The 23,645-nt window shown below is 62.3% G+C and carries 18 protein-coding genes; 8 read left to right on the forward strand and 10 right to left on the reverse strand.

What is annotated here, in order from left to right; genetic code table 11:
• Nucleotides 1-29: 29 nt before the first annotated feature.
• The 6 genes from nadC to purN form a co-directional block, all read right to left on the reverse strand.
• Nucleotides 30-929, reverse strand: coding sequence for a carboxylating nicotinate-nucleotide diphosphorylase (gene nadC, locus ACFSNN_RS25575; protein WP_134458004.1), 900 nt, complete (start codon nucleotides 927-929; stop codon nucleotides 30-32).
• On the reverse strand, nucleotides 929-2,068 hold the full coding sequence (gene nadA, locus ACFSNN_RS25580; protein WP_134458003.1) for a quinolinate synthase NadA: 1,140 nt from the start codon (nucleotides 2,066-2,068) through the stop codon (nucleotides 929-931). Before nadA ends, nadC begins: the two co-directional genes overlap by 1 nt.
• Nucleotides 2,069-2,197: 129 nt before the next feature.
• A complete protein-coding gene (locus ACFSNN_RS25585) occupies nucleotides 2,198-3,394 on the reverse strand; it encodes a DesA family fatty acid desaturase (protein WP_012434118.1) in 1,197 nt (398 codons plus the stop codon).
• 202 nt (nucleotides 3,395-3,596) lie between these two features.
• The gene (locus ACFSNN_RS25590) at nucleotides 3,597-4,952 is read right to left on the reverse strand and encodes a mechanosensitive ion channel family protein (protein ID WP_134458002.1); all 1,356 of its coding nucleotides are present in this window, start codon (nucleotides 4,950-4,952) and stop codon (nucleotides 3,597-3,599) included.
• Nucleotides 4,953-5,028: 76 nt separating this feature from the next.
• Nucleotides 5,029-6,288, reverse strand: coding sequence for an RsmB/NOP family class I SAM-dependent RNA methyltransferase (locus ACFSNN_RS25595; protein WP_134458001.1), 1,260 nt, complete (start codon nucleotides 6,286-6,288; stop codon nucleotides 5,029-5,031).
• Nucleotides 6,285-6,938 carry a phosphoribosylglycinamide formyltransferase gene (gene purN, locus ACFSNN_RS25600; protein WP_134458000.1) on the reverse strand — a complete coding sequence of 218 codons (654 nt, stop codon included), beginning with the start codon at nucleotides 6,936-6,938 and terminating at the stop codon, nucleotides 6,285-6,287. Before purN ends, ACFSNN_RS25595 begins: the two co-directional genes overlap by 4 nt.
• A gap of 117 nt (nucleotides 6,939-7,055) precedes the next feature.
• Between purN and ACFSNN_RS25605 the strand changes: the two genes are divergently transcribed.
• From ACFSNN_RS25605 to ACFSNN_RS25635, 7 genes are all read left to right on the forward strand, one after another.
• Nucleotides 7,056-8,051: a bifunctional riboflavin kinase/FAD synthetase gene (locus ACFSNN_RS25605; protein WP_012434122.1), complete on the forward strand. Its 996-nt coding sequence runs from the start codon at nucleotides 7,056-7,058 to the stop codon at nucleotides 8,049-8,051.
• Between the two features lie 172 nt (nucleotides 8,052-8,223).
• Complete coding sequence (ileS, locus tag ACFSNN_RS25610) at nucleotides 8,224-11,061, forward strand: isoleucine--tRNA ligase (protein ID WP_134457999.1); 2,838 nt, start codon at nucleotides 8,224-8,226, stop codon at nucleotides 11,059-11,061.
• Nucleotides 11,061-11,579: a signal peptidase II gene (gene lspA / locus ACFSNN_RS25615; protein WP_012434124.1), complete on the forward strand. Its 519-nt coding sequence runs from the start codon at nucleotides 11,061-11,063 to the stop codon at nucleotides 11,577-11,579. Before ileS ends, lspA begins: the two co-directional genes overlap by 1 nt.
• A gap of 111 nt (nucleotides 11,580-11,690) precedes the next feature.
• Nucleotides 11,691-12,905, forward strand: a complete 1,215-nt coding sequence (coaBC, locus tag ACFSNN_RS25620; protein ID WP_134457998.1) for a bifunctional phosphopantothenoylcysteine decarboxylase/phosphopantothenate--cysteine ligase CoaBC — start codon at nucleotides 11,691-11,693, stop codon at nucleotides 12,903-12,905.
• Nucleotides 12,906-12,980: 75 nt separating this feature from the next.
• Nucleotides 12,981-14,000 carry an LLM class flavin-dependent oxidoreductase gene (locus ACFSNN_RS25625; RefSeq protein WP_134457997.1) on the forward strand — a complete coding sequence of 340 codons (1,020 nt, stop codon included), beginning with the start codon at nucleotides 12,981-12,983 and terminating at the stop codon, nucleotides 13,998-14,000.
• A 13-nt stretch (nucleotides 14,001-14,013) separates the two neighbouring features.
• Nucleotides 14,014-14,460 carry a dUTP diphosphatase gene (gene dut / locus ACFSNN_RS25630; protein ID WP_134457996.1) on the forward strand — a complete coding sequence of 149 codons (447 nt, stop codon included), beginning with the start codon at nucleotides 14,014-14,016 and terminating at the stop codon, nucleotides 14,458-14,460.
• A 398-nt stretch (nucleotides 14,461-14,858) separates the two neighbouring features.
• The gene (locus ACFSNN_RS25635; RefSeq protein WP_134457995.1) at nucleotides 14,859-17,369 is read left to right on the forward strand and encodes a hypothetical protein; all 2,511 of its coding nucleotides are present in this window, start codon (nucleotides 14,859-14,861) and stop codon (nucleotides 17,367-17,369) included.
• Nucleotides 17,370-17,435: 66 nt separating this feature from the next.
• Here the strand turns inward: ACFSNN_RS25635 and clpA are convergent, their stop codons facing one another.
• Both clpA and clpS read right to left on the reverse strand, forming a co-directional pair.
• A complete protein-coding gene (clpA, locus tag ACFSNN_RS25640) occupies nucleotides 17,436-19,733 on the reverse strand; it encodes an ATP-dependent Clp protease ATP-binding subunit ClpA (RefSeq protein WP_012434129.1) in 2,298 nt (765 codons plus the stop codon).
• The gene (clpS, locus tag ACFSNN_RS25645) at nucleotides 19,730-20,044 is read right to left on the reverse strand and encodes an ATP-dependent Clp protease adapter ClpS (protein WP_012434130.1); all 315 of its coding nucleotides are present in this window, start codon (nucleotides 20,042-20,044) and stop codon (nucleotides 19,730-19,732) included. The genes clpA and clpS overlap by 4 nt, the downstream gene beginning before the upstream one ends.
• Nucleotides 20,045-20,592: 548 nt before the next feature.
• Here clpS and ACFSNN_RS25650 point away from each other — a divergent pair.
• The gene (locus ACFSNN_RS25650) at nucleotides 20,593-20,799 is read left to right on the forward strand and encodes a cold-shock protein (protein ID WP_007180614.1); all 207 of its coding nucleotides are present in this window, start codon (nucleotides 20,593-20,595) and stop codon (nucleotides 20,797-20,799) included.
• 197 nt (nucleotides 20,800-20,996) lie between these two features.
• On the opposite strand, the gene ACFSNN_RS25655 is transcribed toward ACFSNN_RS25650, so the two are convergent.
• Nucleotides 20,997-21,812 (reverse strand): hypothetical protein, encoded by an 816-nt coding sequence (locus tag ACFSNN_RS25655; RefSeq protein WP_134457994.1) that lies wholly within the window; start codon nucleotides 21,810-21,812, stop codon nucleotides 20,997-20,999.
• 303 nt (nucleotides 21,813-22,115) lie between these two features.
• Nucleotides 22,116-23,372 carry an NADP-dependent isocitrate dehydrogenase gene (gene icd / locus ACFSNN_RS25660; RefSeq protein WP_134457993.1) on the reverse strand — a complete coding sequence of 419 codons (1,257 nt, stop codon included), beginning with the start codon at nucleotides 23,370-23,372 and terminating at the stop codon, nucleotides 22,116-22,118.
• Nucleotides 23,373-23,645: the final 273 nt, after the last annotated feature.

Raw genomic sequence — 23,645 nt, forward strand, 5'->3', positions numbered from 1 at the left:
TTCGACGTGACTGATTGCGCGCTTGAGCGTCAGACGATCCGCATGGAGTAATCCGTTGCGCGCACGTCTTTCGTCAGCGCACCGATCGACACGCGATCGACGCCGGTTTCCGCAATCGTACGCACCGTGTCGAAGTTCACGCCGCCCGACACCTCCAGCACCGCTCGCCCCGCTGTGATGCGCACCGCGTCACGCATGGCATCGAACGAGAAATTGTCCAGCAGAATGGATTGCGCGCGATGAGCCAGCGCCGTTTCCAACTGCTCAAGCGTCTCGACTTCGATCTGGATCGACACGCCCGCATTCAGCGCCAGCGCCGCGTCCATAGCCGCGCCCACACCGCCAGCCGCGGCAATGTGGTTTTCCTTGATGAGAATGCCGTCGTATAGCGCGAGCCGTTGGTTCGCCCCGCCACCCACGCGCACCGCGTACTTCTGCGCGAGCCGCAAGCCCGGCAAGGTCTTGCGCGTGTCGAGAATGCGCGTGCGCGTATGCGCGACAGCATCGACATAACGGCGCGTCGCGCTCGCTACGCCCGACAGCAATTGCAGGAAGTTCAGCGCGTTGCGTTCCGCGGTCAACAGCGCGCGAACGGGGCCGCGCATTTCACAGACCGTTGTGTCGGCCGTCATCCGCTCGCCTTCTCGATAACGCCACTTGACTTCGATACGCGGATCGACCTGGCGCATGACCGCTTCGAACCACGGCACACCGCACAGCACCGCATCTTCGCGCACGATGATGCGGGCCTCGCGCACGTCGTCCGCGGGAACGAGGCGGCCTGTCTGGTCGCCCGTGCCGATGTCTTCGCCCAGTGCGTCGGTTACGTTGCGCGTCAGCGCGGCGTCGAATGCCGTGCCGTACTGCGCGTAAATTTCAGCGAACAGCGGCGACACCGCTTCGAGCTTGTTGCCTTCTGCCGCGCCCATTAAGCCGCCCCCACGTTCGAATAGAGTTGCGTGTCGCGCGCGAGATCGCCGCTTGCCTGCACGCGCTTCTTGTGACGCGCCGCGAAGTCCAGCATCCGGTCGATCGGCAGGCGCGCACGCTCGCCGATTGCACGATCGACGAAAATTTCGTTGTGGCCGCGCTCGAGCACATCGGCCAGGTTCGCGAGGCCGTTCATCGCCATCCACGGACAATGCGCGCAGCTCTTGCAGGTTGCGCTGTTGCCGGCCGTCGGCGCGGCTATCAAGGTCTTGCCGGGCGCCGCGAGCTGCATCTTGTGCAGAATGCCGAGATCGGTCGCCACGATGAAATGCGTTGCGTCGAGTTTTTGCGCCGCGTCGATCAATTGCGTGGTCGAACCCACCACGTCCGCTTGCGCGACAACGTTAGCCGGCGACTCCGGATGCACCAACACTTTCGCGTTCGGATATTCGGCGCGCAGCAGATCGAGTTCGATACCTTTGAACTCGTCGTGCACCAGACACGAACCTTGCCATAGCAGCATGTCCGCGCCGGTCTTGTTCTGGATATAGCTGCCGAGGTGCCGGTCCGGCGCCCAGATGATCTTTTCGCCGCGCGCGTGCAGATCGGCAACGATCTCCAGGCCGATCGACGACGTCACCATCCAGTCCGCGCGCGCCTTCACCGCCGCACTCGTGTTCGCGTACACGACCACCGTGCGGTCCGGGTGCGCGTCGCAGAACGCCGAGAATTCATCGACCGGGCAGCCGAGATCGAGCGAACAGGTCGCATCGAGATCTGGCATCAAAATGCGTTTGTCCGGACTGAGGATTTTTGCCGTCTCGCCCATGAAGCGCACGCCCGCGACGACTAGCGTTTGCGCGGCGTGATCGCGCCCGAAGCGCGCCATTTCCAGCGAGTCGGCCACGCAGCCGCCGGTTTCGTCGGCCAGCTCCTGCAATTCCGCATCGACATAGTAGTGCGCGACAAGCACCGCTTTCTCGCGTTCGAGCAATGCGCGGATGCGTGCCTTCAGCGCCACCTTCTCTTCCGCCGACGGCATGTCGGGCACCTTCGCCCACGCCTGCCCGATGCCGCAGGTCGTGCCCTGCGCCTGCGGCCGGTCGTATTCGACGGTCCTGATCGCCTGCTGATCCATGATCTCCTCTGCCTTCGCTCTGCCGCCGCGGACTGTCAATCGGTGTCGTTGCAGTTTCCGCGGCCCAAAAAGCAAAACCCCGCCAACGCGGGGTTTTGTGACGTACAGAGATTTTAATGGATTTCGCTGTCAGGCATAACGACGCAGTCGCATCGCAAACTCTTGCAGCGCTTTAATACCGCTCTGCTCAGCGCGATGACACCAATCTTGCAACTGGATCAGCAACTGGTCGCGCGATGCATTCGAGCGCTCCCACATGGCAGCGAGCTCATTGCGCATGTCGATGTAGGTCTTGAGCTTCTGACTGTTCGCGAAGATTTGCGGCAGCTGGCGTTTTTGCGGCTCGTCGAGACCCGCTTCTTCCTTGTGGAACCAGCTACGCGCGCCGCGCATGACCTGATACTTCTCGCGCGCGCCGACTTCCTTCAAATGCGCCAGTTCCTGACGATAGGCGCGCTTGAGCGCCTTACCGTAACGCGCCATCACTTCGTAGCGGTTGGCCAGCACGGCTTGCAGCGTATCCTGATCGAGCACCAGCTTGCCGGTAGTCAGACGCGGGGTGGGTGCCACCTTCTTCACCTTGGCCAGACGGAATGCCGACATGATTCGGATGTACATCCAGCCGATATCGAACTCGTACCACTTGTTCGACAGCTTGGCCGACGTTGCATACGTGTGGTGATTGTTATGCAGTTCTTCACCGCCGATGATGATGCCCCACGGGAAGATGTTGGTGCTCGCATCCGACGAGTTGAAGTTGCGATAGCCCCAGAAGTGCGCCAGGCCGTTGACCACGCCGGCGGCCCAGAACGGGATCCACACCATTTGCACGGCCCAGATGGTCAGACCGACGACGCCGAACAACGCGACGTTCAGCACCATCATCAGGCTCACGCCGAGGATCGGGTACTTGGTGTAGACGTTGCGTTCCATCCAGTCGTTCGGCGTGCCGTGACTGAACTTGCGCATGGTTTCTTCGTTTTTCGCCTCGACGCGATACAGTTCCGCGCCTTCGAGCAGCACCTTCCAGATGCCGCGCGTCTGCGGGCTGTGCGGATCTTCTTCGGTCTCGCACTTGGCGTGGTGCTTACGGTGAATCGCGGCCCACTGGCCGGTCAACATGCCCGTGGTCATCCACAGCCAGAAACGGAAAAAATGACTGACGACCGGATGCAGCTCCAGCGCACGGTGCGCCTGGCAGCGATGCAGGTAGACCGTCACGCCGATGATCGTGATGTGCGTCGCGATCGCCGTGTACAGCACAAGTTGCCACCACGAGAAGTGCAGCAGACCGTGGGCAAGGAAGTCGAGCAAAGAATTCAACAAGGCAATTTACCTGTGGAACGAGAGACACGAGACACACGCAAAATGCGCGTGTCAAGAAAGTGAAAGCATACAGCGGGATTGGACGACATTCTACTTGAAGCGTTCCAAGTGTTTGTAACAAATAGGGATTTTTTGTGCGGGATCAACCGAGGGAACGCGCCGAATGCCTGAGTAAGACCTGTTGGCGCGCTCAAAGTGCCCGTCAGCGGGCGCTGTCGGACGGATTAACTGCCGAGGCGGTCATTGTTACCGGTTGCGGCATCACGTCGCTGACGTTGCCGACGATTCGCACTTCGCGTTGCGCGAATGGAATCGTGATGTCGTGTTCGGAGAACAGACGCCAGATATTGCGATTGACAGCCGAGCGCACACCCGAAGTGCCGGTGGCCGCGTCCTCGATCCAGAAGCCCAGTTCGAGGTTGATCCCGTCCGAGCCGAAACCGGCAAGATAAGCCGTCGGCGACGGCTCCTGCAGCACCCGCGGCACGCCCTGTGCGGCTTCGGCGAGCAACGTCATGGCCTGCTCGACGTCGGACGTGTAGGCGACCTGCACCGCCGCCTTCGCGTGGCCGCGCGTCAAATAAGACGACTGGTTCTGCACCACGTCCGTAATCAGCTTCTCGTTCGGAATCAGCGTTTCGATGCCGTCCAGCCCGCGTACAACCGTGTAGCGCGTACGAATCTGCGTGACCATGCCCTGCAGGCCGCCCACGCTGATCGTGTCGCCGATACGCAGCGAGCGGTCGATCAGGATGATGAAGCCCGAGACATAGTTGCTCGCGATCTTCTGCAGGCCGAAGCCGAGTCCGACACCCAGCGCGCCGCCGAACACGCCCAGCACGGTGATATCGATGCCGACCAGCGACAGGCTGATCAACACCGCCGCCAGCACGAACGCCGCCCGGCCGACCCGCGCCACCACGACCTTCAGGTTGGCGTCGAGCGTCTTCGAGCGCATCAGGCGGTCTTCGAAGGTGGAGCCGAGCCACATCGCGACGATCATCGTCACGCACACCCACAGCAAACCGGAGATAAGCGAGAGCAGCGTCAGATGCGCGTTGGCGACGCTGAAATGCACGCCGGCCATCCACGCGATCACGTCGTCCTGGATGCCCATCACCGTGAGCACCATGCCGACCCAGACCACCAGCGAGACGATTTTCTCGACGAGGAAAAGCAGCGGGTGAGTCTCGCCGTCGTGGCTGAAAACCCGTCGCGCGAGGAAAAACACGATGTAAATCAAGCCGATGCCGAAGAGCGGCACCAAAGCCAGGTCGAGCAGCGCCGTGTGCATGAACTGGCCGGTGATCGACCGCGCAAGCCACACGAGGACCGCGCCGATCAGCGGAAAGAACGCGCGGTTCAGGCTTTCCGCGCCGAAACGCAGCGTCTGGTAACGCGTCTGCCGGCGCAGATCCAGCGCGCGGCGCAACGCGCGCGCGAGCAGCCACGCGATCGCGAGCGTCGCGACCAGCACGCCGACCTGCCATAGCATCACGGGCTGGCCGAAGTCGCGCGCGAGGTCGCTGAACATATGAGGGAAGAGACGGTTTTGCATGATGTCGCCGCAAATCGCCGGCGCACGGACAGATTCTTGAATCAAACCCGCGCGCGCCGGCAAAAGCCTGTTGCGCTTAGCTCTGGCGTTCCAGCACGGCGGCGAAAAAGCCGTCGGTTGCGTGGCGATGCGGCCACAGCGAAAGGTAATCGCCCATTTCCAGGTCGATGCGCTGCTCGGCCAGCACGTCGCGCGCGGGCACCAGAGCGAAATCCGGATGGTCGGCGAGGAATTGCTGCACCACGGCTTCGTTTTCCGCCTCCAGAATCGAGCAGGTGGCGTAGACGAGACGGCCGCCCTTCTTCACCAGACGCGCCGCGCTGGCCAGAATCGACGCCTGTTTCGGCGCCAGTTCGGCGACCGATTCCGGCGACTGACGCCACTTCAGGTCCGGATTGCGGCGCAGCGTGCCCAAGCCGCTGCACGGCGCGTCGACCAGCACGCGGTCGATCTTGCCGGCAAGCCGCTTGATCTTGGCGTCGTGTTCACTGTCGATCAGCACCGGATTCACGTTCGACAAACCGCTGCGCGCAAGCCGCGGCTTCAGCTTGGCGAGACGCCGCTCGGAGATGTCGAAGGCGTACAACCGGCCGGTGGAGCGCATTGCGGCGCCCAGCGCCAGCGTCTTGCCACCCGCGCCCGCGCAGAAGTCGACGATCATCTCGCCGCGTTTGGGCGCGACCAGCGAGCACAGCAACTGGCTGCCTTCGTCCTGCACTTCGACCCAGCCGTGCTGGAACGCGTCGAGCTTGGTGAGCGGCGGCTTGCCGACCACACGCACGCCGAACGGCGCGAACGGCGTCGCGCCGCCCTCGATGCCGGCCTTCGACAGCGCGTTCAGCACGTCGTCGCGGCTCGCCTTGATCGGGTTCGCGCGCAGATCCAGCGGCGCCGGGTAATTCAGCGCCGCGGCCAGTTGCGCCAGTTCCGCGGCGTCGAAACGATTTGAGAGCGCCTGATAGATCCAGTCAGGCAGATTCAGGCGGATCCGCAACGGCAAGCTTTCCGGGTCGATCTTCGACACGTGTTCGAGCCAGATCAACTCCTGTTCCGACACGAACGGCTTGAGCGCGTTACGCCCGGCCGTCTGCATCAGGCCGAGCAACGCCATGCGGCGTGCCGGGCTGCCGGCGCCGCCTTCGGCCAGATGGGCGAATTCCATCCGGCGACGCAGCACCGCGAAGACGGCCTCGGCGATCACGCCGCGCTCGCCGTGCCCGAGCTTCGGATGCGCGCGGAAGAAACGGCTCGTGGTGGCATCGGCCGGGCCGGTAAGTTTTAGGACTTCAGCCAGCAAAGTCTCAGTTTGTCCAATCAGAAAACCATGCAATCTCATGCGCCCTCTCCGGCGGTGTGACCGGCAAAGAGCCATTGCGGCTCCGGCGGCGTAAGCGTGACACGCAGGCCATCCAGAGCAAGACGCCCTTCGACGAACCAGCGCACCGCGCGTGGATAAATGATGTGTTCGGTTGCCAGCACGCGTTCGGCGAGCATGGCGGGGGTGTCGCCTGTTTCGACCGGAACCGCCGCTTGCGCGACGATCGGCCCGTGATCGAGCTGCGACGTGACAAAATGCACGGACGCGCCGTGCAGCCGCACGCCCGCGTCGAGCGCCTGCTGATGGGTTTTCAGGCCCGGAAAGCTCGGCAGCAGCGACGGATGCACGTTCAGCATGCGCCCGGCGTAACGATCGACGAAACCGGCTGTCAGCACCCGCATGAATCCAGCGAGCACCACCAGGTCTGGCGCGAAACTATCGATTTCTTTGGCGAGCGCGGCGTCGAAGCTGTCGCGCTCGGGAAACTGGCGGTGGTCGACCACCGCCGTGGCAATGCCGTGCGACGCCGCGAACGCGAGGCCCGCGGCGTCGGGACGGTTGGCAATCACGGCGGCGACTTGCGCCGGCCAGGCCTCGCTTGAGCACGCTCGAACGATGGCTTCCATGTTGCTTCCCCGTCCGGAAATCAGGATGACGAGTTTTTTCATGCGCGGATTTTATCATTCGGGGACACCGAAACCGCGACGCGCCGCCGTCTACTGCGCTGAACGTTTATAATCGATTGTTTTGCGGCACCCCGCCCGCTCCATCTCAAACCCGCTATCGTGAGAGTCTTCCGCGGTCTTCCCAATGCTGAAAGCCGTGCGCCCTGCGCACTGACCATCGGCAACTTCGACGGTGTCCACCGCGGCCATCAGGCTTTGCTCGCCCATGTGCGCGCAGCTGCCGACGCGCGCGGCCTGCCCGTCTGCGTGATGACCTTCGAGCCGCACCCGCGCGAGTTCTTCAATCCGGCGGGCGCGCCGCCGCGCATCGCCATGCTGCGCGACAAGCTCGAGGCGCTGCGCACCAACGGCGTCGACCGGGTGGTGGTCGAGCACTTCAATCACACGTTCGCGAGCCAGTCGCCGGACACGTTCGTCGAACGGATCATCGTCAACGGGCTGCATGCGCGCTGGGTGATGATCGGCGACGACTTCCGCTACGGCGCGAAACGCGCGGGCGATTTCGACTCGCTCAAGGCCGCGGGGCAGCAATACGGTTTCGAAGTCGAGCAGATGGCCACGGTGGCCGACCCGTCGGGCGCGCGCATTTCCAGTTCGGGCGTGCGCGCCGCGCTGGTGGCGGGCGACCTCGACTCGGCGCGCGCCGCTCTGGGCCGCGATTATCTGATCAGCGGCCATGTCGTGCACGGCATGAAGCTCGGCCGCGATCTCGGCTTCCCCACGCTCAATCTGGCGATTGCCCACAAGCGGCCTGCGCTCTCGGGCATTTTCGTGGTGCGCGTGCACGGTGTAGCGGACGAACCGTTGCCGGGCGTCGCGAGCCTCGGCCTGCGTCCCACGGTAGACGACTCCGGCCGCGTGCTGCTCGAAGTTCACCTGCTCGACTGGCACGGCGACGCGTATGGCAAACTCGTGCGCGTCGAATTCCTGAAGAAGCTGCGCGACGAGGAAAAGTACGTCGACCTCGAGACGCTGACCGCCGCCATCGCGCGCGACGTCGCCAACGCCCGCGCGTGGTTCGCGGCAGTCGGCGCCGGCACGCCGGGCAGCCGTTCCACGGGCTTCGCCACCTCGGCCACTGATCGAATTAGATAGCCGCCGTGGTCCATGCAAGCGTGCTGAGCGCCGCGTGTGTGGACCCTCGCCGCGCGCATCGAAGGGCGTCCGTGGATCACGCGACATGCCTGCCGGGCGCGCCCAACGCCCTCGCGCATCGTGCGCATTCCGCGCGCTACCGCGCATAGAAAGAATTCACCGCGACCTCATCATGAGCAATAAGAAAGCCGATTCGAAACCGCAGTCACGCTACCCGGTCAACCTGCTCGACACGCCGTTCCCGATGCGCGGCGACCTGCCCAAGCGCGAGCCGCAATGGGTCAAGGAATGGCAGGAGCGCAAGGTCTACGAAACGATCCGCGCCGCCTCCAAGGGCCGCAAGAAGTTCATCCTGCACGACGGCCCGCCGTATGCGAACGGTGACATCCACCTCGGCCATGCGGTGAACAAGATCCTCAAGGACATGATCGTCAAGGCGCGCAATCTGGCGGGCTTCGACGCGGTCTACGTGCCGGGCTGGGATTGCCACGGCATGCCGATCGAAATCCAGATCGAAAAGCAGTTCGGCAAGTCGCTGCCGGCCGCTGAAGTCATGCAGAAGGCGCGCGCCTACGCGACCGAGCAGATCGAGAAGCAGAAGGTCGGATTCCGCCGCCTGGGCGTGCTCGGCGACTGGGACAATCCGTACAAGACCATGAACTTCACGAACGAAGCCGGCGAAATCCGTGCGCTCGCGAAGATCATGGAGAAAGGCTACGTGTTCCGCGGCCTGAAGCCGGTGAACTGGTGTTTCGACTGCGGCTCGGCACTCGCCGAAGCGGAAGTCGAATACAAGGACAAGACCGATCCGACCATCGACGTGCTGTTCAGCTTCGCCGAGCCGGAAAAGACGGCGCAAGCGTTCGGTTTGAATGCGCTGCCGCGCGAGGAAGGCGGCATCGTGATTTGGACCACCACGCCGTGGACCATCCCCGCCAACCAGGCGCTGAACCTGCATCCGGAAATCGTCTACGCGCTGGTCGATACGCCGCGCGGCCTGCTGATCCTCGCTGAAGAGCGCGTTGAAGCGTGCCTGAAGCTGTACGGCCTCGAAGGCACGATCGTCGCCACCACGCCGGGCGCGAAGCTCGTCAACCTGCGCTTCAACCACCCGCTCGCGTCCGCGCATCCGGGCTACAAGCGCACGGCGCCGGTCTATCTCGGCGACTACGTGACGACCGAAACGGGTACGGGCATCGTGCACTCGTCGCCGGCATACGGCGTGGAAGACTTCGTGTCGTGCAAGGCGCACGGCATGGCCGACTCGGACATCATCAATCCGGTGATGGGCGACGGCCGTTACATCGAATCGCTCGCGCTGTTCGGCGGCCTGTCGATCTGGGCGGCCAACCCGCAGATCGTCGAAGCGCTGCAAGGCGCCGGCTCGCTGATGCGCACCGAGAAGTACACGCACAGCTACATGCACTGCTGGCGCCACAAGACGCCGATCATCTACCGCGCGACGTCGCAATGGTTCGCCGGCATGGACGTCAAGCCGAACGATACCGACAAGACGCTGCGCGAAACCGCGCTCGAAGGCATCGAGAACACCGCCTTCTATCCGGCGTGGGGCAAGCAGCGCCTGTTCAGCATGATCGCCAACCGCCCGGACTGGACGCTGTCGCGCCAACGCCAATGGGGCGTGCCGATGGCGTTCTTCGTGCACAAGGAAACGGGCGAACTGCATCCGCGTACGCTGGAGTTGCTTGAGGAAGTCGCGCAACGCGTGGAAAAGGCCGGCATCGAAGCATGGCAAACGCTCGACCCGCGCGAATTGCTCGGCGACGACGCCAACATGTACGAAAAGAACCGCGACACGCTCGACGTCTGGTTCGATTCGGGCACCACGCATTGGCACGTGCTGCGCGGCTCGCACAAAGACGAACTGCAATTCCCGGCTGACCTGTATCTGGAAGGCTCGGACCAGCATCGCGGCTGGTTCCACTCGTCGCTCTTGACCGCCTCGATGCTCGACGGCCGTCCGCCGTACAACGCGCTGCTCACGCACGGCTTCACCGTGGACGGCGAAGGCCGCAAGATGAGCAAGTCGCTCGGCAATGGTATCGATCCGCACGAAGTGGCGAATCGCCTCGGCGCGGAAATCATCCGCCTGTGGATCGCGTCGACCGATTATTCGGGCGAACTGGCGATCTCGGAAGAAATCCTGAAGCGTGTGACGGAAGGCTATCGCCGTATCCGCAACACGCTGCGCTTTCTGCTCGCGAATCTGTCGGACTTCGACTTCGCGCAACACGCGCGTCCGGTCGAAGACTGGCTGGAAATCGATCGCTATGCGGTGGCGCTGTCGGCGAATCTGCAGAACGATATCCTCTCGCACTACGACAAATACGAATTCCACCCGGTGGTCGCCAAGCTGCAGACGTTCTGCTCGGAAGACCTCGGCGGCTTCTATCTGGACGTGCTGAAGGACCGTCTGTACACCACGGCCGCGGACTCCGTCGCGCGCCGCTCGGCGCAGACCGCGCTGTATCACATCGCGCACGGCCTGCTGCGTCTGATGGCGCCTTTCCTGTCGTTCACCGCCGAAGAAGCGTGGAAGATCTTCCAGCCGAATAGCGAAACGATCTTCACCGAGACGTATCACGCGTTCCCGGCCGTGCCGGACGCCGGCGCGCTGCTCGACAAATGGACGCTCCTGCGCGCCGCGCGCAGCGACGTGACCAAGGCGCTGGAAGAAGCGCGCGTCGCGAACCTGATCGGTTCGTCGTTGCAGGCGGAAGTGGAAATCCGCGCGAGCGGCGCACGCTACGACGCGCTCACGAGCCTCGGCGACGACCTGAAGTTCGTGCTGATCACATCGGCTGCAACGGTCGTGAAGGTCGACGGCGAAGCCGAAGAAGGCGTCGAAGTCATCGCCTCGAAGTATCTGAAGTGCGAACGTTGCTGGCACTATCGCGCGGACGTCGGCGCGAATGCCGAACACCCCACGCTGTGCGGCCGCTGCTTCAGCAATCTGTTCGGCAACGGTGAAATCAGGAGCGCGGCATAATGGCCAGAACCATGTCGAAAACCGCGCCGAAAACATCTGCTGCAAACGGGTCGCTGGCGCCCTGGCTGGGCGTCGCGCTGATCGTCATCCTGTTCGATCAGCTGACGAAAATCGCGGTGCAGAAAGTGTTCGCCTACGGTGTCGCGCACGAGGTCACGTCGTTCTTCAATCTGATCCTCGTGTACAACCGCGGTGCGGCATTCAGCTTCCTCGCGATGGCGGGCGGCTGGCAACGCTGGGCGTTCACCGCGCTCGGCGTGGTGGCCGCGTTGGTGATCTGCTATCTGCTCAAGCGTCACGGCGGGCAGAAAATGTTCTGCACGGCGCTCGCGCTGATTCTCGGCGGCGCGCTCGGCAACGTGATCGACCGGCTTGCGTATGGCCATGTGATCGACTTCCTCGATTTCCACCTGCGCACGTGGCACTGGCCGGCGTTCAATCTCGCCGACAGCGCGATCACGGTCGGCGCGGTGCTGCTGGTGCTCGACGAGTTGCGGCGCGTGCGCGGCTCGCGCTAACGGCACACGCTGACTGCGCGCTGACGTTTGCGCGCAAGTACGCTTTGAAAGACGCGGCGGCGGGGACGCAACGCCTCGCTGCCCGCCATCATGCTTTGTCGGAGGCTTTCGTTGGCAACCGCAGAACTCGCAGGAAAACACCTCGTCCTCGGCATGACGGGCGGCATTGCCTGCTACAAGATCGCCGAACTCACGCGTCTGTTGACCAAGGCCGGCGCAACCGTGCAGGTCGTCATGACCGAAGCGGCCACGCAGTTCATCACCCCCGTCACCATGCAGGCGCTCTCGGGCCGTCCGGTCTACACCAGCCAGTGGGACGGGCGCGTGCCGAACAACATGGCGCACATCGATCTGTCGCGTGAAGCGGATGCGATCGTGATCGCGCCCGCCTCGACCGACTTCCTCGCCAAACTCGCGCACGGCATGGCCGACGATTTGCTGTCCACGTTGTGCGTCGCCCGCGACTGTCCGCTGCTGGTGGTACCGGCCATGAACCGGCAGATGTGGCAGAACCCGGCCACGCAACGCAATGTCGGACAAGTGCGCGCGGACGGCATCGAAGTACTCGGACCCGATTCCGGCCCGCAGGCGTGCGGCGAAGTCGGCGACGGCCGCATGCTCGAAGCCGCGGCCACTTACGAAGCGATCGCCTCGTTCTTCGCGCCGAAAATTCTCGCCGGCAAGCGTGTGCTGCTGACCGCCGGGCCGACGTTCGAACCGCTCGACCCGGTACGCGGCATCACTAACCGCTCGAGCGGCAAGATGGGCTTCGCGCTGGCGCGCGCCGCGCAGCAGGCGGGCGCCGAAGTGCATCTGATCGCCGGCCCCGTCGCGCTCGAAACGCCGTGGGGCGTGTTCCGCCAGGACGTGCAAACCGCGCAGCAGATGCATGACGCGGTGATGCGCTCGGTCGCGGACGCCGACATTTTCATCGGCGTGGCCGCGGTGGCCGATTGGCGTGTCGATCACGCCAGCGAGCACAAGATCAAGAAGACTGCGGAGCGTGCGCTGCCCACGTTTTCCTTCGTTGAAAATCCGGACATTCTGGCCTCGGTGGCGAAGCTGCCGCATCCGCCGTTCGCGGTCGGTTTCGCGGCGGAAAGCGGCGATCTGGAAGTTCACGGCGAAGAAAAGCGCGTGCGCAAAAACGTACCGCTTCTGATCGGTAATCTCGGCCCGCTGACCTTCGGCCTCGACGACAACGAAGTGATCCTGTTCGAAGCAAGCGGCGCCACGAAGCTGCCACGCGCCGACAAGCAGACGCTCGCGCGCGCGCTGATCGCGGAGATCGCGAAGCGTCTGCCCGACACAAGTCTGATTCGCTGAACGATTCCGGCGGTCGCTTGAATGCGGTCGCCGTGGGTTGCGTTGGCGAAGGGAATCATCTGGAGCGGTACTGACATGACGCGACTCTCCGTACTCGATCAAACGCCCGTGATTGCCGGGCACTCGGTGGCGGATGCGATTGCCGCCACGGTCGAACTCGCGCAACTCGCCGACGACCTCGGCTACACGCGTTACTGGTGCGCCGAGCATCACGGCTTGCGCGGCGTGTCGAACCCCTGCCCCGAGGTAATGCTGGCGCGCCTCGGCAGCGTGACCCGGCACATCCGGCTCGGTTCCGGCGGCGTGATGCTGCCGTACTACAGCCCGTTCAAGGTTGCTGAGCAATTCATGATGCTCGAAGCGCTGTTCCCCGATCGCATCGATCTGGGCGTGGGACGCGCGCCGGGCGGCGACATGCACACGGCGCAAGCCGTCGCTGCCGGAGCCTACAATCGCGGCGATATCTTTCCGCAGCAGGTGGCCGATCTGCTTGGGCTGATGCACGGCACCTTGCCCGCCGATCACATTGCGAGCGGCGTGCTGCTGCAGCCGCAAATCGATACGCGTCCGCAGGTGTGGATGCTCGGGTCGAGCGAATTCGGCGGCTTGCTGGCGGCGCAGCTCGGCATTCCCTTCGCGTTTGCGCACTTCATCAACGCGCATTTCGGGCATCAGGTCGCGCAGGCGTATCGTGAGCGCTTCAAGGCCGGCCAGGACATTCAACAAGCGTATCTCGCGGCCGCCGTATTCGTGATTTGCGCCGACACCGAACAGGAAGCGGCCGATCTGGAGAAAGCCGTCGATCTGCGCCGCGTGCAAATGGCCTACGGCCTGAACGAACCGATCCCGACGATCGAACAGGGCGTCGCGCAGGAATACGGCGAGCGCGAGCGTCTGGTGATCGATCGCGAAAAGCCGCGCAGCATCATCGGTACGCCGGAAACGGTCACTGAGCGCTTGCACGCCTTGCAGGAACAGTTCGACGCCGACGAACTGATCGTGCTCACCGTTGCGGGCAGCTACCGCGCCCGTCTGCGCTCCTATGAACTTCTCGCCGAAGCGTTCCAGCTCGAACGCCCGGCTTCCACTTCTTAACCTTCGAACCTGCATGAAACTCGACCTGAAGATCCTCGACGCGCGCATGCGCGATCAGCTCCCAGCTTACGCCACCACCGGCAGCGCGGGCCTCGACCTGCGCGCGTGCCTCGACGAACCGTTGACGCTGAAGCCCGGCGAAACCGCTCTGGTGCCTACAGGTCTGGCGATTCACGTCGGCGATTCGGGCTATGCCGCGTTGATTCTGCCGCGCTCGGGCCTGGGACATAAGCATGGGATCGTGCTGGGCAATCTGGTCGGCCTGATCGATTCGGATTACCAGGGTCAACTGATGATTTCGACGTGGAACCGTGGCGAGACCACGTTCGTTTTGAATCCGATGGAACGTCTTGCGCAACTGGTAATCGTGCCGGTCGTGCAAGCGGAGTTCAATATCGTCGACGATTTCGAAACCAGCGATCGCGGCGCCGGCGGCTTTGGCAGCACAGGCAAGCATTAAGTCTGTCACGTTTGCCTAAAACCGTGCTGAATAAGCTTAAATCAGCACGGTTCCCTCCCCCTTCACATATCCCTCGCCCTTCGCGAGCGGCAGATTAAATTCGGACTTGTCCCATTTGGACATGACCACCCTCCACCTATAAATCAATCAACATCACTAACGATTCGGTCGGCCTAAAAAATTAATCGACATTCGGCCGTCTTATTGCTTGCCTTTCCCACTCTTATCCACGCAAACGCAGGAGGCTAAAGACCGAAAGCACATTCTTAGATCAGACCTGTTATTTAGGCATACGTATTAATTTTAACGTATTGCTGATAATCAACCGTCCGGACAGAACTCTTTTTTAGCCCATGCGGGCGCTCGGTGTTCGCCGGTCTACGCTGAATGGAGCTTGTATGAAGATCGAATATGATGCAATCGTTGGTTCAGGCGCTAACGAATGGTATGGCACGATCATCGTTTCCAACCTGCGCTATGAAGACGGTAGTGCGGTCGCCGTCAACCAGTTCCTCGAGTTCAACTTTCGCTCGCCGGCCAATCTCGACGCTACGGCTATCCAGCCGTCGTACAGCACATGGGTCATCGGCGACATCACCGCGGACGCCACGCAGATTGGCGACGGCACCTTCGATGTCACGGCCATGATCCGCTACCTGACCAGCTATACCATGCAGCCGGCCGACCAGATTACGATCGGCGTGAACGGTGATCTCTTGACCGACCCGCAAACCTGGCTCGATTCATTCGTGTTCGCCGCCGACGAGGCGCCCGCCATCAGCGGGACGGTGTCCGTAACCTGCGCGCCCGCGCCGGATCCGGCGCTCGCCGGCATTGCGCCCGTCCTCACCCTCACGCGAGGGGACGCAGACGTCACGATGCCGCTTGGCTATGGGGCCACTGACAGCATCACCGTCGACCAGGGCACCTACGCGGTGACGGGCGACAGTGTCAGCACGAGCGATCAGACGGTCATAGCGCCGCTTGTGATCGACCACAACACGATCGACGTCGTGGCTGGCGCGACGGCCACGCTAGGGGTGACATTCGCTCCCGTCGAATACTATTGCGCACTCGATATTTCGATTGGGTCGCTGTCTGGGTTATCGACCGAAACGCTCAACGTCACATTGACCGACAGCACGACAGGCGAAACGCTGGCCGCATTCGCCACGACGACCAACCACGTCACTTCCTTGCGCAAGCTGCCGCCATCGGGCACGGCACGCGTGTCGATTCAGAACGTCGCACTCGACAATGTCGACTATTCGTTCAACGTCCCGCTTGTCACGCTGACGAACTCACTGCAGACCGTAGCCATCGACAATTCCATGGTGAAAACGGAAAACGTCGACACCACGGGATACGCCAGGGTCGCGATCAATGTCACCGCCGACGACCCGCTCGACCGGCAGCTGCCGTTGCGGCTGATCGGCGGCAGCATGAACTATCTGCAGAACGTCACGGCAACGTCGCAACAGACCGCTTTCTCGGCCCTCGTTCAACCGGGCGACTACACCGTAGTGGCCGACGATTTCCTCGACACCAGCGTCGTCTACGCGGTCGAGACATCATCGCTTTTGAGCGTGCCAGGCAGCGGCAGCGCTGAACTCGACGTGACGATCGAGGCATCGGCCAATCTCAGTGTGCGCGGCTTTCCCGCCTACCTGTGCTTCGGCGGCTGCGCCAACCTGACGCCGTCCAATCAGGCGGACTTCGCTGCGGCACGCGCGACCTCGGTCTTCGACTACGCCGGCACCGACGGCGCCGGCGATTCGTCCGTCTATCTGACCGACGACCCGCAGACCCGAGCGACCATCACGCTCGCGCGCACCGTCGAAACCCAACTGGGCAACATTCAGCCCGTCTTGCCCGTCATGGTGTCGTACACGTGCAATCTGTCGCTCGGCGACACGCCCACCATCCTCGCCAACGCCGACGCGCACGCGCACAGTTTTTCCAACTACATTCTGGCGCTCAACATCGCGATGGAGGCCGTCGACACCGAGCACCCAGTCCCCGCGGGCTTTATCGTGAACCCCGACTTTCTGGGCGCTTGCCAGCAGGCCAACTACGGGGCGACCTACCCGATGCCCGTGCGTGGACCGCTACAGCAGGCACTCGACCGCTGGTCGATCACGGCCGCCATTCCTGTCGACGTCAGCGAGACTATTGCGGGCTACGTGCTCGCGGTGAACTGGCTGACGCGCACGGTCGCGCCCAGCGTGACGTTCGGCTGGCAGATCAATCTCTGGGGCGTCGGCTTCTCGGAATGGATCTACGCGGACGACATCGATCCGGCCGAGATGGCGCAACAGACCGCGGACTATGTGACGAGCCTCGGCGTCTACAGTGCGCCCTACGCGCCCGACTTCCTGGCGATCGACCGCTACGAAGCCGACGACTTCACGCAACGCGCCTACGTGAACGGCTACTGCTACGGCCCACGCGAATGGGATCGCTACTTCGATTTCTGCAAGGCAGTCAGCCGCGCGCTCAAATTGCCGGTGATGCCATGGCAGATGCCCGCGAGCCGCATTCCGAACACGACCGACCCGGTCGCGACGAATTTCGACTCTCAACACTGGGGCACGGGCGGGAGTTGTCTGCTCGGCGATCCCGCAATCGGCTCCGACTACCACAACGTGCATCCCACCATTCTCGCGTTGCAGTTCCCGGAAGCGTTCCAGCAGAACATGGGTGCTACGGCCGAGGACATGTTCATCCGCTCCGAACCATTCGACATTTCGAGCCCTCTGTACGCCGACTTCCCGTTGCGAGGCATCTTCAGCGTGCTGCTCGGCGGTGGCGCAACGACGGGCATCGTCTCCGCAATCGGTAATCCCGAGCCTTGGGCAAGACAGAAACTGAACGCTTACATGAACAAGCCGATCACATTCGATCAATAACGTCGGCTCGAAAAAAACGGCGTGGACCTAGTCCACGCCGTTTTTTTCCAGTACTACCGCGTACGCTTACTCGATTTCCACCGCTTCCGGATTCGGATTGCGCGGCGCCGGATGTTCGTCGAAGGTCAACTGCACCTTGTCTTCGGCATCCACATCAACCGACACACGGCCGCCGTTCATCAGCTTGCCGAACAGCAGCTCGTCGGCCAGTGCACGACGGATCGTGTCCTGGATCAGACGTTGCATTGGCCGCGCGCCCATCAACGGATCGAAACCGTGCTTGGCGAGATGCTTGCGCAGCGCGTCGGTGAAGAGCGCATCGACCTTCTTCTCGTGCAACTGATCTTCCAGTTGCATGAGGAACTTGTCGACCACGCGCATGATGATTTCCTCATCGAGCGAGCGGAAGCTGATCGTTGCGTCCAGACGGTTACGGAACTCAGGCGTGAACATACGCTTGATGTCGACCATTTCGTCGCCGGTTTCCCGACGATTCGTGAAGCCGATCACCGACTTGCCCATTGCCTCGGCGCCCGCGTTGGTCGTCATGATGATGATGACGTTGCGGAAGTCCGCCTTGCGCCCGTTGTTGTCCGTCAGCGTGCCATGGTCCATGACCTGCAGCAGCACGTTGTAGATGTCCGGATGCGCTTTCTCGATTTCGTCGAGCAGCAGCACGCAATGCGGCTTCTTCGTGACAGCTTCAGTCAGCAGACCGCCCTGGTCGAAACCGACATAGCCCGGCGGCGCGCCGATCAACCGGCTGACCGCATGACGTTCCATGTATTCCGACATGTCGAAGCGGATCAGCTCGATGCCCAGCGTGAACGCCAGTTGCTTCGCCACTTCGGTCTTGCCGACACCGGTCGGACCGGAGAACAGGAACGCGCCGATCGGCTTATCCAGCTTGCCGAGACCCGCGCGCGCCATCTTGATCGCGGCCGACAGCGCGTCGATGGCCGGGTCTTGCCCGAACACCACGCTCTTCAGGTCGCGATCCAGCGTTTGCAGCTTGCTGCGATCGTCTTGCGACACGCTTTGCGGCGGGACGCGGGCGATCTTCGAGATGATTTCCTCGATCTCATTCTTGCCGATGGTCTTCTTCTGCTTCGACTTCGGCAGGATGCGTTGCGCCGCGCCCGCTTCGTCGATCACGTCGATCGCCTTGTCCGGCAGATGACGATCCGTGATGAAGCGTGCCGACAACTCAGCCGCCGCCGACAGCGCGCCCGACGAATACTTCACGCCGTGATGCTCTTCGAAACGCGACTTCAGGCCACGCAGGATCGCCACCGTCTGTTCGACGGTCGGCTCGGTCACATCGACCTTCTGGAAACGGCGCGACAACGCCGCGTCTTTTTCGAAGATGCCGCGATATTCCGTGAACGTGGTCGCGCCGATGCACTTCAGCGTGCCCGACGACAACGCCGGCTTCAGCAGGTTAGACGCATCGAGCGTGCCGCCCGACGCGGCGCCTGCGCCGATCAGCGTATGAATTTCGTCGATGAACAGGATCGCGTGCGGACGTTCCTTCAATTCCTTGAGGACCGTCTTCAGACGCTGTTCGAAGTCGCCGCGATATTTGGTGCCGGCGAGCAGCGCGCCCATGTCGAGCGAATACACCTGGGCATCCGCGAGAATGTCCGGCACTTCGCCGCGCGTAATGCGCCAGGCGAGACCTTCGGCGATCGCCGTCTTGCCGACGCCCGCCTCACCGACTAGCAGCGGATTGTTCTTGCGACGGCGGCACAGCACCTGGACGACACGCTCGACTTCCGACTCGCGTCCGATCAGCGGATCGATGCGGCCGTCTTTCGCCATCTGGTTCAGGTTCTGGGTGAACTGCGCGAGCGGGGTTTCCTTCTGCGCGGCGGCTTCGTCGGATTCGGCATTCGCGTCGCTCGCTTTCGCGGCGTCCGTGCTGCTCGTCTTGGCGATGCCGTGCGAGATGAAATTCACCACGTCCAGACGCGTCACGCCCTGCTGTTGCAGGTAGTACACCGCATGCGAATCCTTTTCGCCGAAGATCGCCACCAGCACGTTCGCGCCGGTCACTTCCTTCTTGCCATTCGAGGTGGACTGCACATGCATGATCGCGCGCTGGATCACACGCTGGAAACCCAGCGTGGGCTGCGTGTCGACGTCGTCCGTGCCAGGCACGGTCGGCGTGTTGTCATGAATGAAGTTGCGCAGGTTCTGGCGCAGATCCTCGATATTGGCCGCGCATGCACGCAACACCTCCGCGGCCGTTGGGTTGTCCAACAGTGCCAGCAAAAGATGTTCGACCGTTATGAACTCGTGCCGCGCCTGGCGTGCTTCCATGAACGCCATGTGCAGGCTGACTTCCAGTTCCTGGGCAATCATGCTTCCTCCATCACACACTGCAGCGGATGCCCGGCCTGCCGTGCGTGGGTAACGACTTGCTCGACTTTGGTCGACGCGATGTCCCGCGTATAGACCCCACAAACTCCCCTGCCCTCGCGATGCACCTTCAACATTACCTGTGTTGCGGTTTCACGATCTTTATTGAAATATTCCTGCACGACCATCACGACAAATTCCATTGGCGTGAAGTCGTCATTCAGCAGCACCACCTTGTACATGGATGGCGGCTTGAGCTTTTTCTCCTGCCGCTCCAGTACGGTGCCGTCCTGCTTGTCCGGGATAATCGCCATACACCCATTCTAAACAACTAGGACAGGCCCGCAATCCTGTCAAAACCCGGCAACCGGCCGGTGAGCCCGTTCGCTACGCCTGATGGGTGATTACCCGCCATGGGTGCGTTGAATCGACGAGCCGATTGCGGAGCCGGCCCCTATCCTGTGATGCCTTGCGGCCGTGTTGCACCGCAGTCGGATCGAGTATCGCACAACCTGCCTTAACTGGCTGACGGCTCGCCCGGCCTGAACTTGAGCGGTGCGCGCCGCAGAACAGCATGTGAGTCGATTATGCGACTTTTCAAGACGGCCCGCTTGCGCAACCGCACATAACGAAAGCGGGAAAAACCCTGGAAAGGGCCTGTTTGCAACGTCACAACTGCGTCTCAAAATTTTCTTGACACCCGAATAAAGAGCCTCAACAATCAAGCTGGCACTTTTTTCACTGCGCCATAATTTCGAAAAAATGCCGATGGTGAGCTTGTGAGGAGGGAGCGGCTGCATCGCGCGGTCGTCGAGCTTTTCGAGGGCTCGTGGTAGTGACATGAGTTACAGGGGAAGTTGGAATGGCAACTGGTACGGTCAAATGGTTCAATGACGCAAAAGGTTTCGGATTCATCACGCCTGACGAAGGTGGTGAGGATCTGTTTGCACACTTCTCGGCCATCCAGATGAATGGGTTCAAGACCCTCAAGGAAGGCCAAAAGGTGACCTTCGAGGTCGTGCAAGGCCCGAAAGGCAAACAGGCATCGAACATCCAGGCACCTGCCTGATACTGCTCGATACCCGTCCTTTGAAACCCGGCTTCGTGCCGGGTTTCTTTTTTTGGACGTCGGTATCTAGCCGTGCTGATCGGACGAACGTCCCATATATCGGGTCGCGCTCCGGTTCAATGCCGGCTTCCGGTTTTGCGATGATGGCCGTGCACCGTTTCCGCACCAGGCGTCGGCAGGCAGCACCGGCGCCACGCCTATGCGGCGGTATGGCGCATCATCGAGCGCTGCAGTTCCAGACTTCGGGCGACGTCGCCTTCGTACACGGCAATGCCCTGGTGTGTCAGGTTCGAACGGGCGTCGAGCGCCGGCGTGATGCCGATGCTCGCCACCAGCCGGCAGAACCAGTAGTCCTCGGACAGGTACGCCCGCGTCTCGGGATCGATGCCGGTGTCGAAAAACGCATAGAAAAAGTCAGCCGCCTTGCCCGCGTCGAATTCCGGGCGGCCGACAAAGCGCGAGCGGCACTGCAACTCGGGATACTCCCGAATCAGCGCGAGAAACACTTCGCGCCGGATCAGCATGAAGCCGGTCGGCGCATCGAGCGCATCGAGGAATCCGTCCGCGTCCGGTTCGAGCGTGTCGGAACGCGCCGCCGCCGGATACGACGCGTGCATCGCCCGGAAGTCCGCGCGCGTCGAACCGGCCGGCAGCGGCTGCGCGAGACCCGCGGCGGGCCAGCCATCGTTCTTCATCGGATAGACGCCGGCCACGACCGGACGGTTCGCCCGCAGAAGGCGCACGACATCCTCGCCCTTGAAACCGATATCGCTATCGATCCACATGAGATGCGTAAAGCGATCGTCGGCAAGGAACTCCGCGACCATGGTGTTGCGGGCGCGTGTGATGAGACTGTCGAAACTGTTGAAGTTCACGCGCACGCCGAAGCCGTATTGCTGCGCCAGATCGTGCAGATCCAGAAGCCCGAGCGCGTAACCGGTGGTGACGACGGCGCCATAGCTCGGCGTCGCGACATAGACATTCGCGACGATGGGTGTGAGGTTCGTATTCATCGTTATTGTGTTTGCATGCAGTGATGCGGCCGAGGCTCGGGCCAGCGTGCACGAGCCTCGCGCCGGGCGAGCGGGCGCTCGCTGCGGCGTAACTTAACCGACGCCGCAACGCAGGCATCTCAATAACAGTTCGCAATGCCTATCACGCTCGTGACGGCCGCGCCGGCGAAGCGATAGCGCGTTTTTTGCGGTGTCGCGATGCGTCCGAATTCGCGACATTCCGCGCGCTCAAAACAAACAACCCCGGCCGCTTCTCAGCGCCGGGGTTGCGGATACGACCTGCGTCAGTTCAGCGCAAATCACTCACATATTTTCGATCAGCACCTGGCCAAAGCCCGAGCACGACACCTGCGTCGCGCCTTCCATCAAGCGCGCGAAGTCGTACGTGACGCGCTTTTGCAGAATCGATTTTTCCATCGACTTGATGATCAGGTCCGCCGCCTCGGTCCAGCCGAGATGGCGCAGCATCATTTCCGCCGAGAGAATTTCCGAACCCGGATTCACGTAGTCCTTGCCGGCGTACTTCGGTGCCGTGCCGTGCGTGGCTTCGAACATCGCGACCGAATCCGACAGGTTCGCGCCCGGCGCGATACCGATACCGCCGACCTGCGCGGCCAACGCATCCGACACATAGTCGCCATTCAGGTTGAGCGTGGCGATCACGTCGTACTCCGCCGGACGCAGCAGGATCTGCTGCAGGAACGCGTCGGCGATCACATCCTTCAGGACGATGTCGCCGCCGGTCTTCGGATTCTTGATCTTCATCCACGGGCCGCCGTCGATCAGTTCCGCGGCGAACTCTTTTTGCGCCAGCGCATAACCGTAGTCGCGGAACGCGCCTTCGGTGAACTTCATGATGTTGCCTTTGTGCACCAGCGTGACCGAGCGGCGTTCGTTGTCGATCGCGTATTGAATCGCTTTGCGCACCAGACGCTCCGTGCCTTCACGCGACACCGGCTTGATGCCGATCCCCGACGTATCCGGGAAGCGGATCTTCTTCACGCCCATCTCTTCGCGCAGGAACTTGATGACCTTCTTCGCCTGTTCCGATTCGGCCGGCCATTCGATACCGGCGTAGATGTCTTCCGAGTTCTCGCGGAAGATCACCATGTTGGTTTTCTCCGGCTCACGCACCGGCGAAGGCACGCCCTTGAAATACTGCACCGGCCGCAAACACACGTACAGGTCGAGCTCCTGGCGCAGCGCGACGTTCAGCGAGCGGATGCCGCCGCCGACCGGCGTGGTGAGCGGGCCCTTGATCGACACGACGTATTCCTTGAGCACCTGCAGCGTCTCTTCCGGCAGCCACACGTCCGGGCCATACACCTTGGTCGATTTCTCGCCGGCGTAGATTTCCATCCAGTGGATTTTCTTTTTGCCGGCGTACGCTTTTTCGACCGCGGCGTCCACGACCTTGATCATGACCGGCGTGATGTCGAGGCCGGTGCCGTCGCCTTCGATATACGGAATGATCGGCTGATCGGACACGTTGAGCGAGAAATCGGCGTTGACGGTGATCTTGTCACCACCGGTCGGAACCTTGATGTGCTGATACGGCATGATCGGACTCCAGTGAAGGCTGTGCTGAAAGCTGATGGGGAGACTGCGAAATGGGGCGCTCCTCGCTACGCGCAATGCCGGACGACTGCAAGCGGCCTGGCCGCTATTCTAGCCCACGCAGCGGCCGCTCCGAGGCGGCGGCGGCTCGGGGTTTTCCAACATGGACGAATGCTAAACGGTGAGGCATGAGTCTTATGTCTTATATAAGACCCTAGGCATCTGGCCACGCATTATGCTTTATTATCCCGCCATTTACGGTCGGCCCGGCGCCTC

It is taken from the genome of Paraburkholderia dipogonis, from assembly GCF_042680985.1.
GTDB classification, from domain to species: domain Bacteria; phylum Pseudomonadota; class Gammaproteobacteria; order Burkholderiales; family Burkholderiaceae; genus Paraburkholderia; species Paraburkholderia phytofirmans.

Bases quoted from the DNA above. Each gene is read 5' to 3' on its own strand.
- nadC (WP_134458004.1), bottom strand. From the start codon at position 929: ATGGGCGCGGCAGAAGGCAACAAGCTCGAAGCGGTGTCGCCGCTGTTC.
- nadA (WP_134458003.1), bottom strand. From the start codon at position 2,068: ATGGATCAGCAGGCGATCAGGACCGTCGAATACGACCGGCCGCAGGCG.
- ACFSNN_RS25590 (WP_134458002.1), bottom strand. From the start codon at position 4,952: ATGCAAAACCGTCTCTTCCCTCATATGTTCAGCGACCTCGCGCGCGAC.
- ACFSNN_RS25595 (WP_134458001.1), bottom strand. From the start codon at position 6,288: ATGAGATTGCATGGTTTTCTGATTGGACAAACTGAGACTTTGCTGGCT.
- purN (WP_134458000.1), bottom strand. From the start codon at position 6,938: ATGAAAAAACTCGTCATCCTGATTTCCGGACGGGGAAGCAACATGGAA.
- ileS (WP_134457999.1), top strand. From the start codon at position 8,224: ATGAGCAATAAGAAAGCCGATTCGAAACCGCAGTCACGCTACCCGGTC.
- lspA (WP_012434124.1), top strand. From the start codon at position 11,061: ATGGCCAGAACCATGTCGAAAACCGCGCCGAAAACATCTGCTGCAAAC.
- ACFSNN_RS25625 (WP_134457997.1), top strand. From the start codon at position 12,981: ATGACGCGACTCTCCGTACTCGATCAAACGCCCGTGATTGCCGGGCAC.
- dut (WP_134457996.1), top strand. From the start codon at position 14,014: ATGAAACTCGACCTGAAGATCCTCGACGCGCGCATGCGCGATCAGCTC.
- ACFSNN_RS25635 (WP_134457995.1), top strand. From the start codon at position 14,859: ATGAAGATCGAATATGATGCAATCGTTGGTTCAGGCGCTAACGAATGG.
- clpA (WP_012434129.1), bottom strand. From the start codon at position 19,733: ATGATTGCCCAGGAACTGGAAGTCAGCCTGCACATGGCGTTCATGGAA.
- clpS (WP_012434130.1), bottom strand. From the start codon at position 20,044: ATGGCGATTATCCCGGACAAGCAGGACGGCACCGTACTGGAGCGGCAG.
- ACFSNN_RS25650 (WP_007180614.1), top strand. From the start codon at position 20,593: ATGGCAACTGGTACGGTCAAATGGTTCAATGACGCAAAAGGTTTCGGA.
- ACFSNN_RS25655 (WP_134457994.1), bottom strand. From the start codon at position 21,812: ATGAATACGAACCTCACACCCATCGTCGCGAATGTCTATGTCGCGACG.
- icd (WP_134457993.1), bottom strand. From the start codon at position 23,372: ATGCCGTATCAGCACATCAAGGTTCCGACCGGTGGTGACAAGATCACC.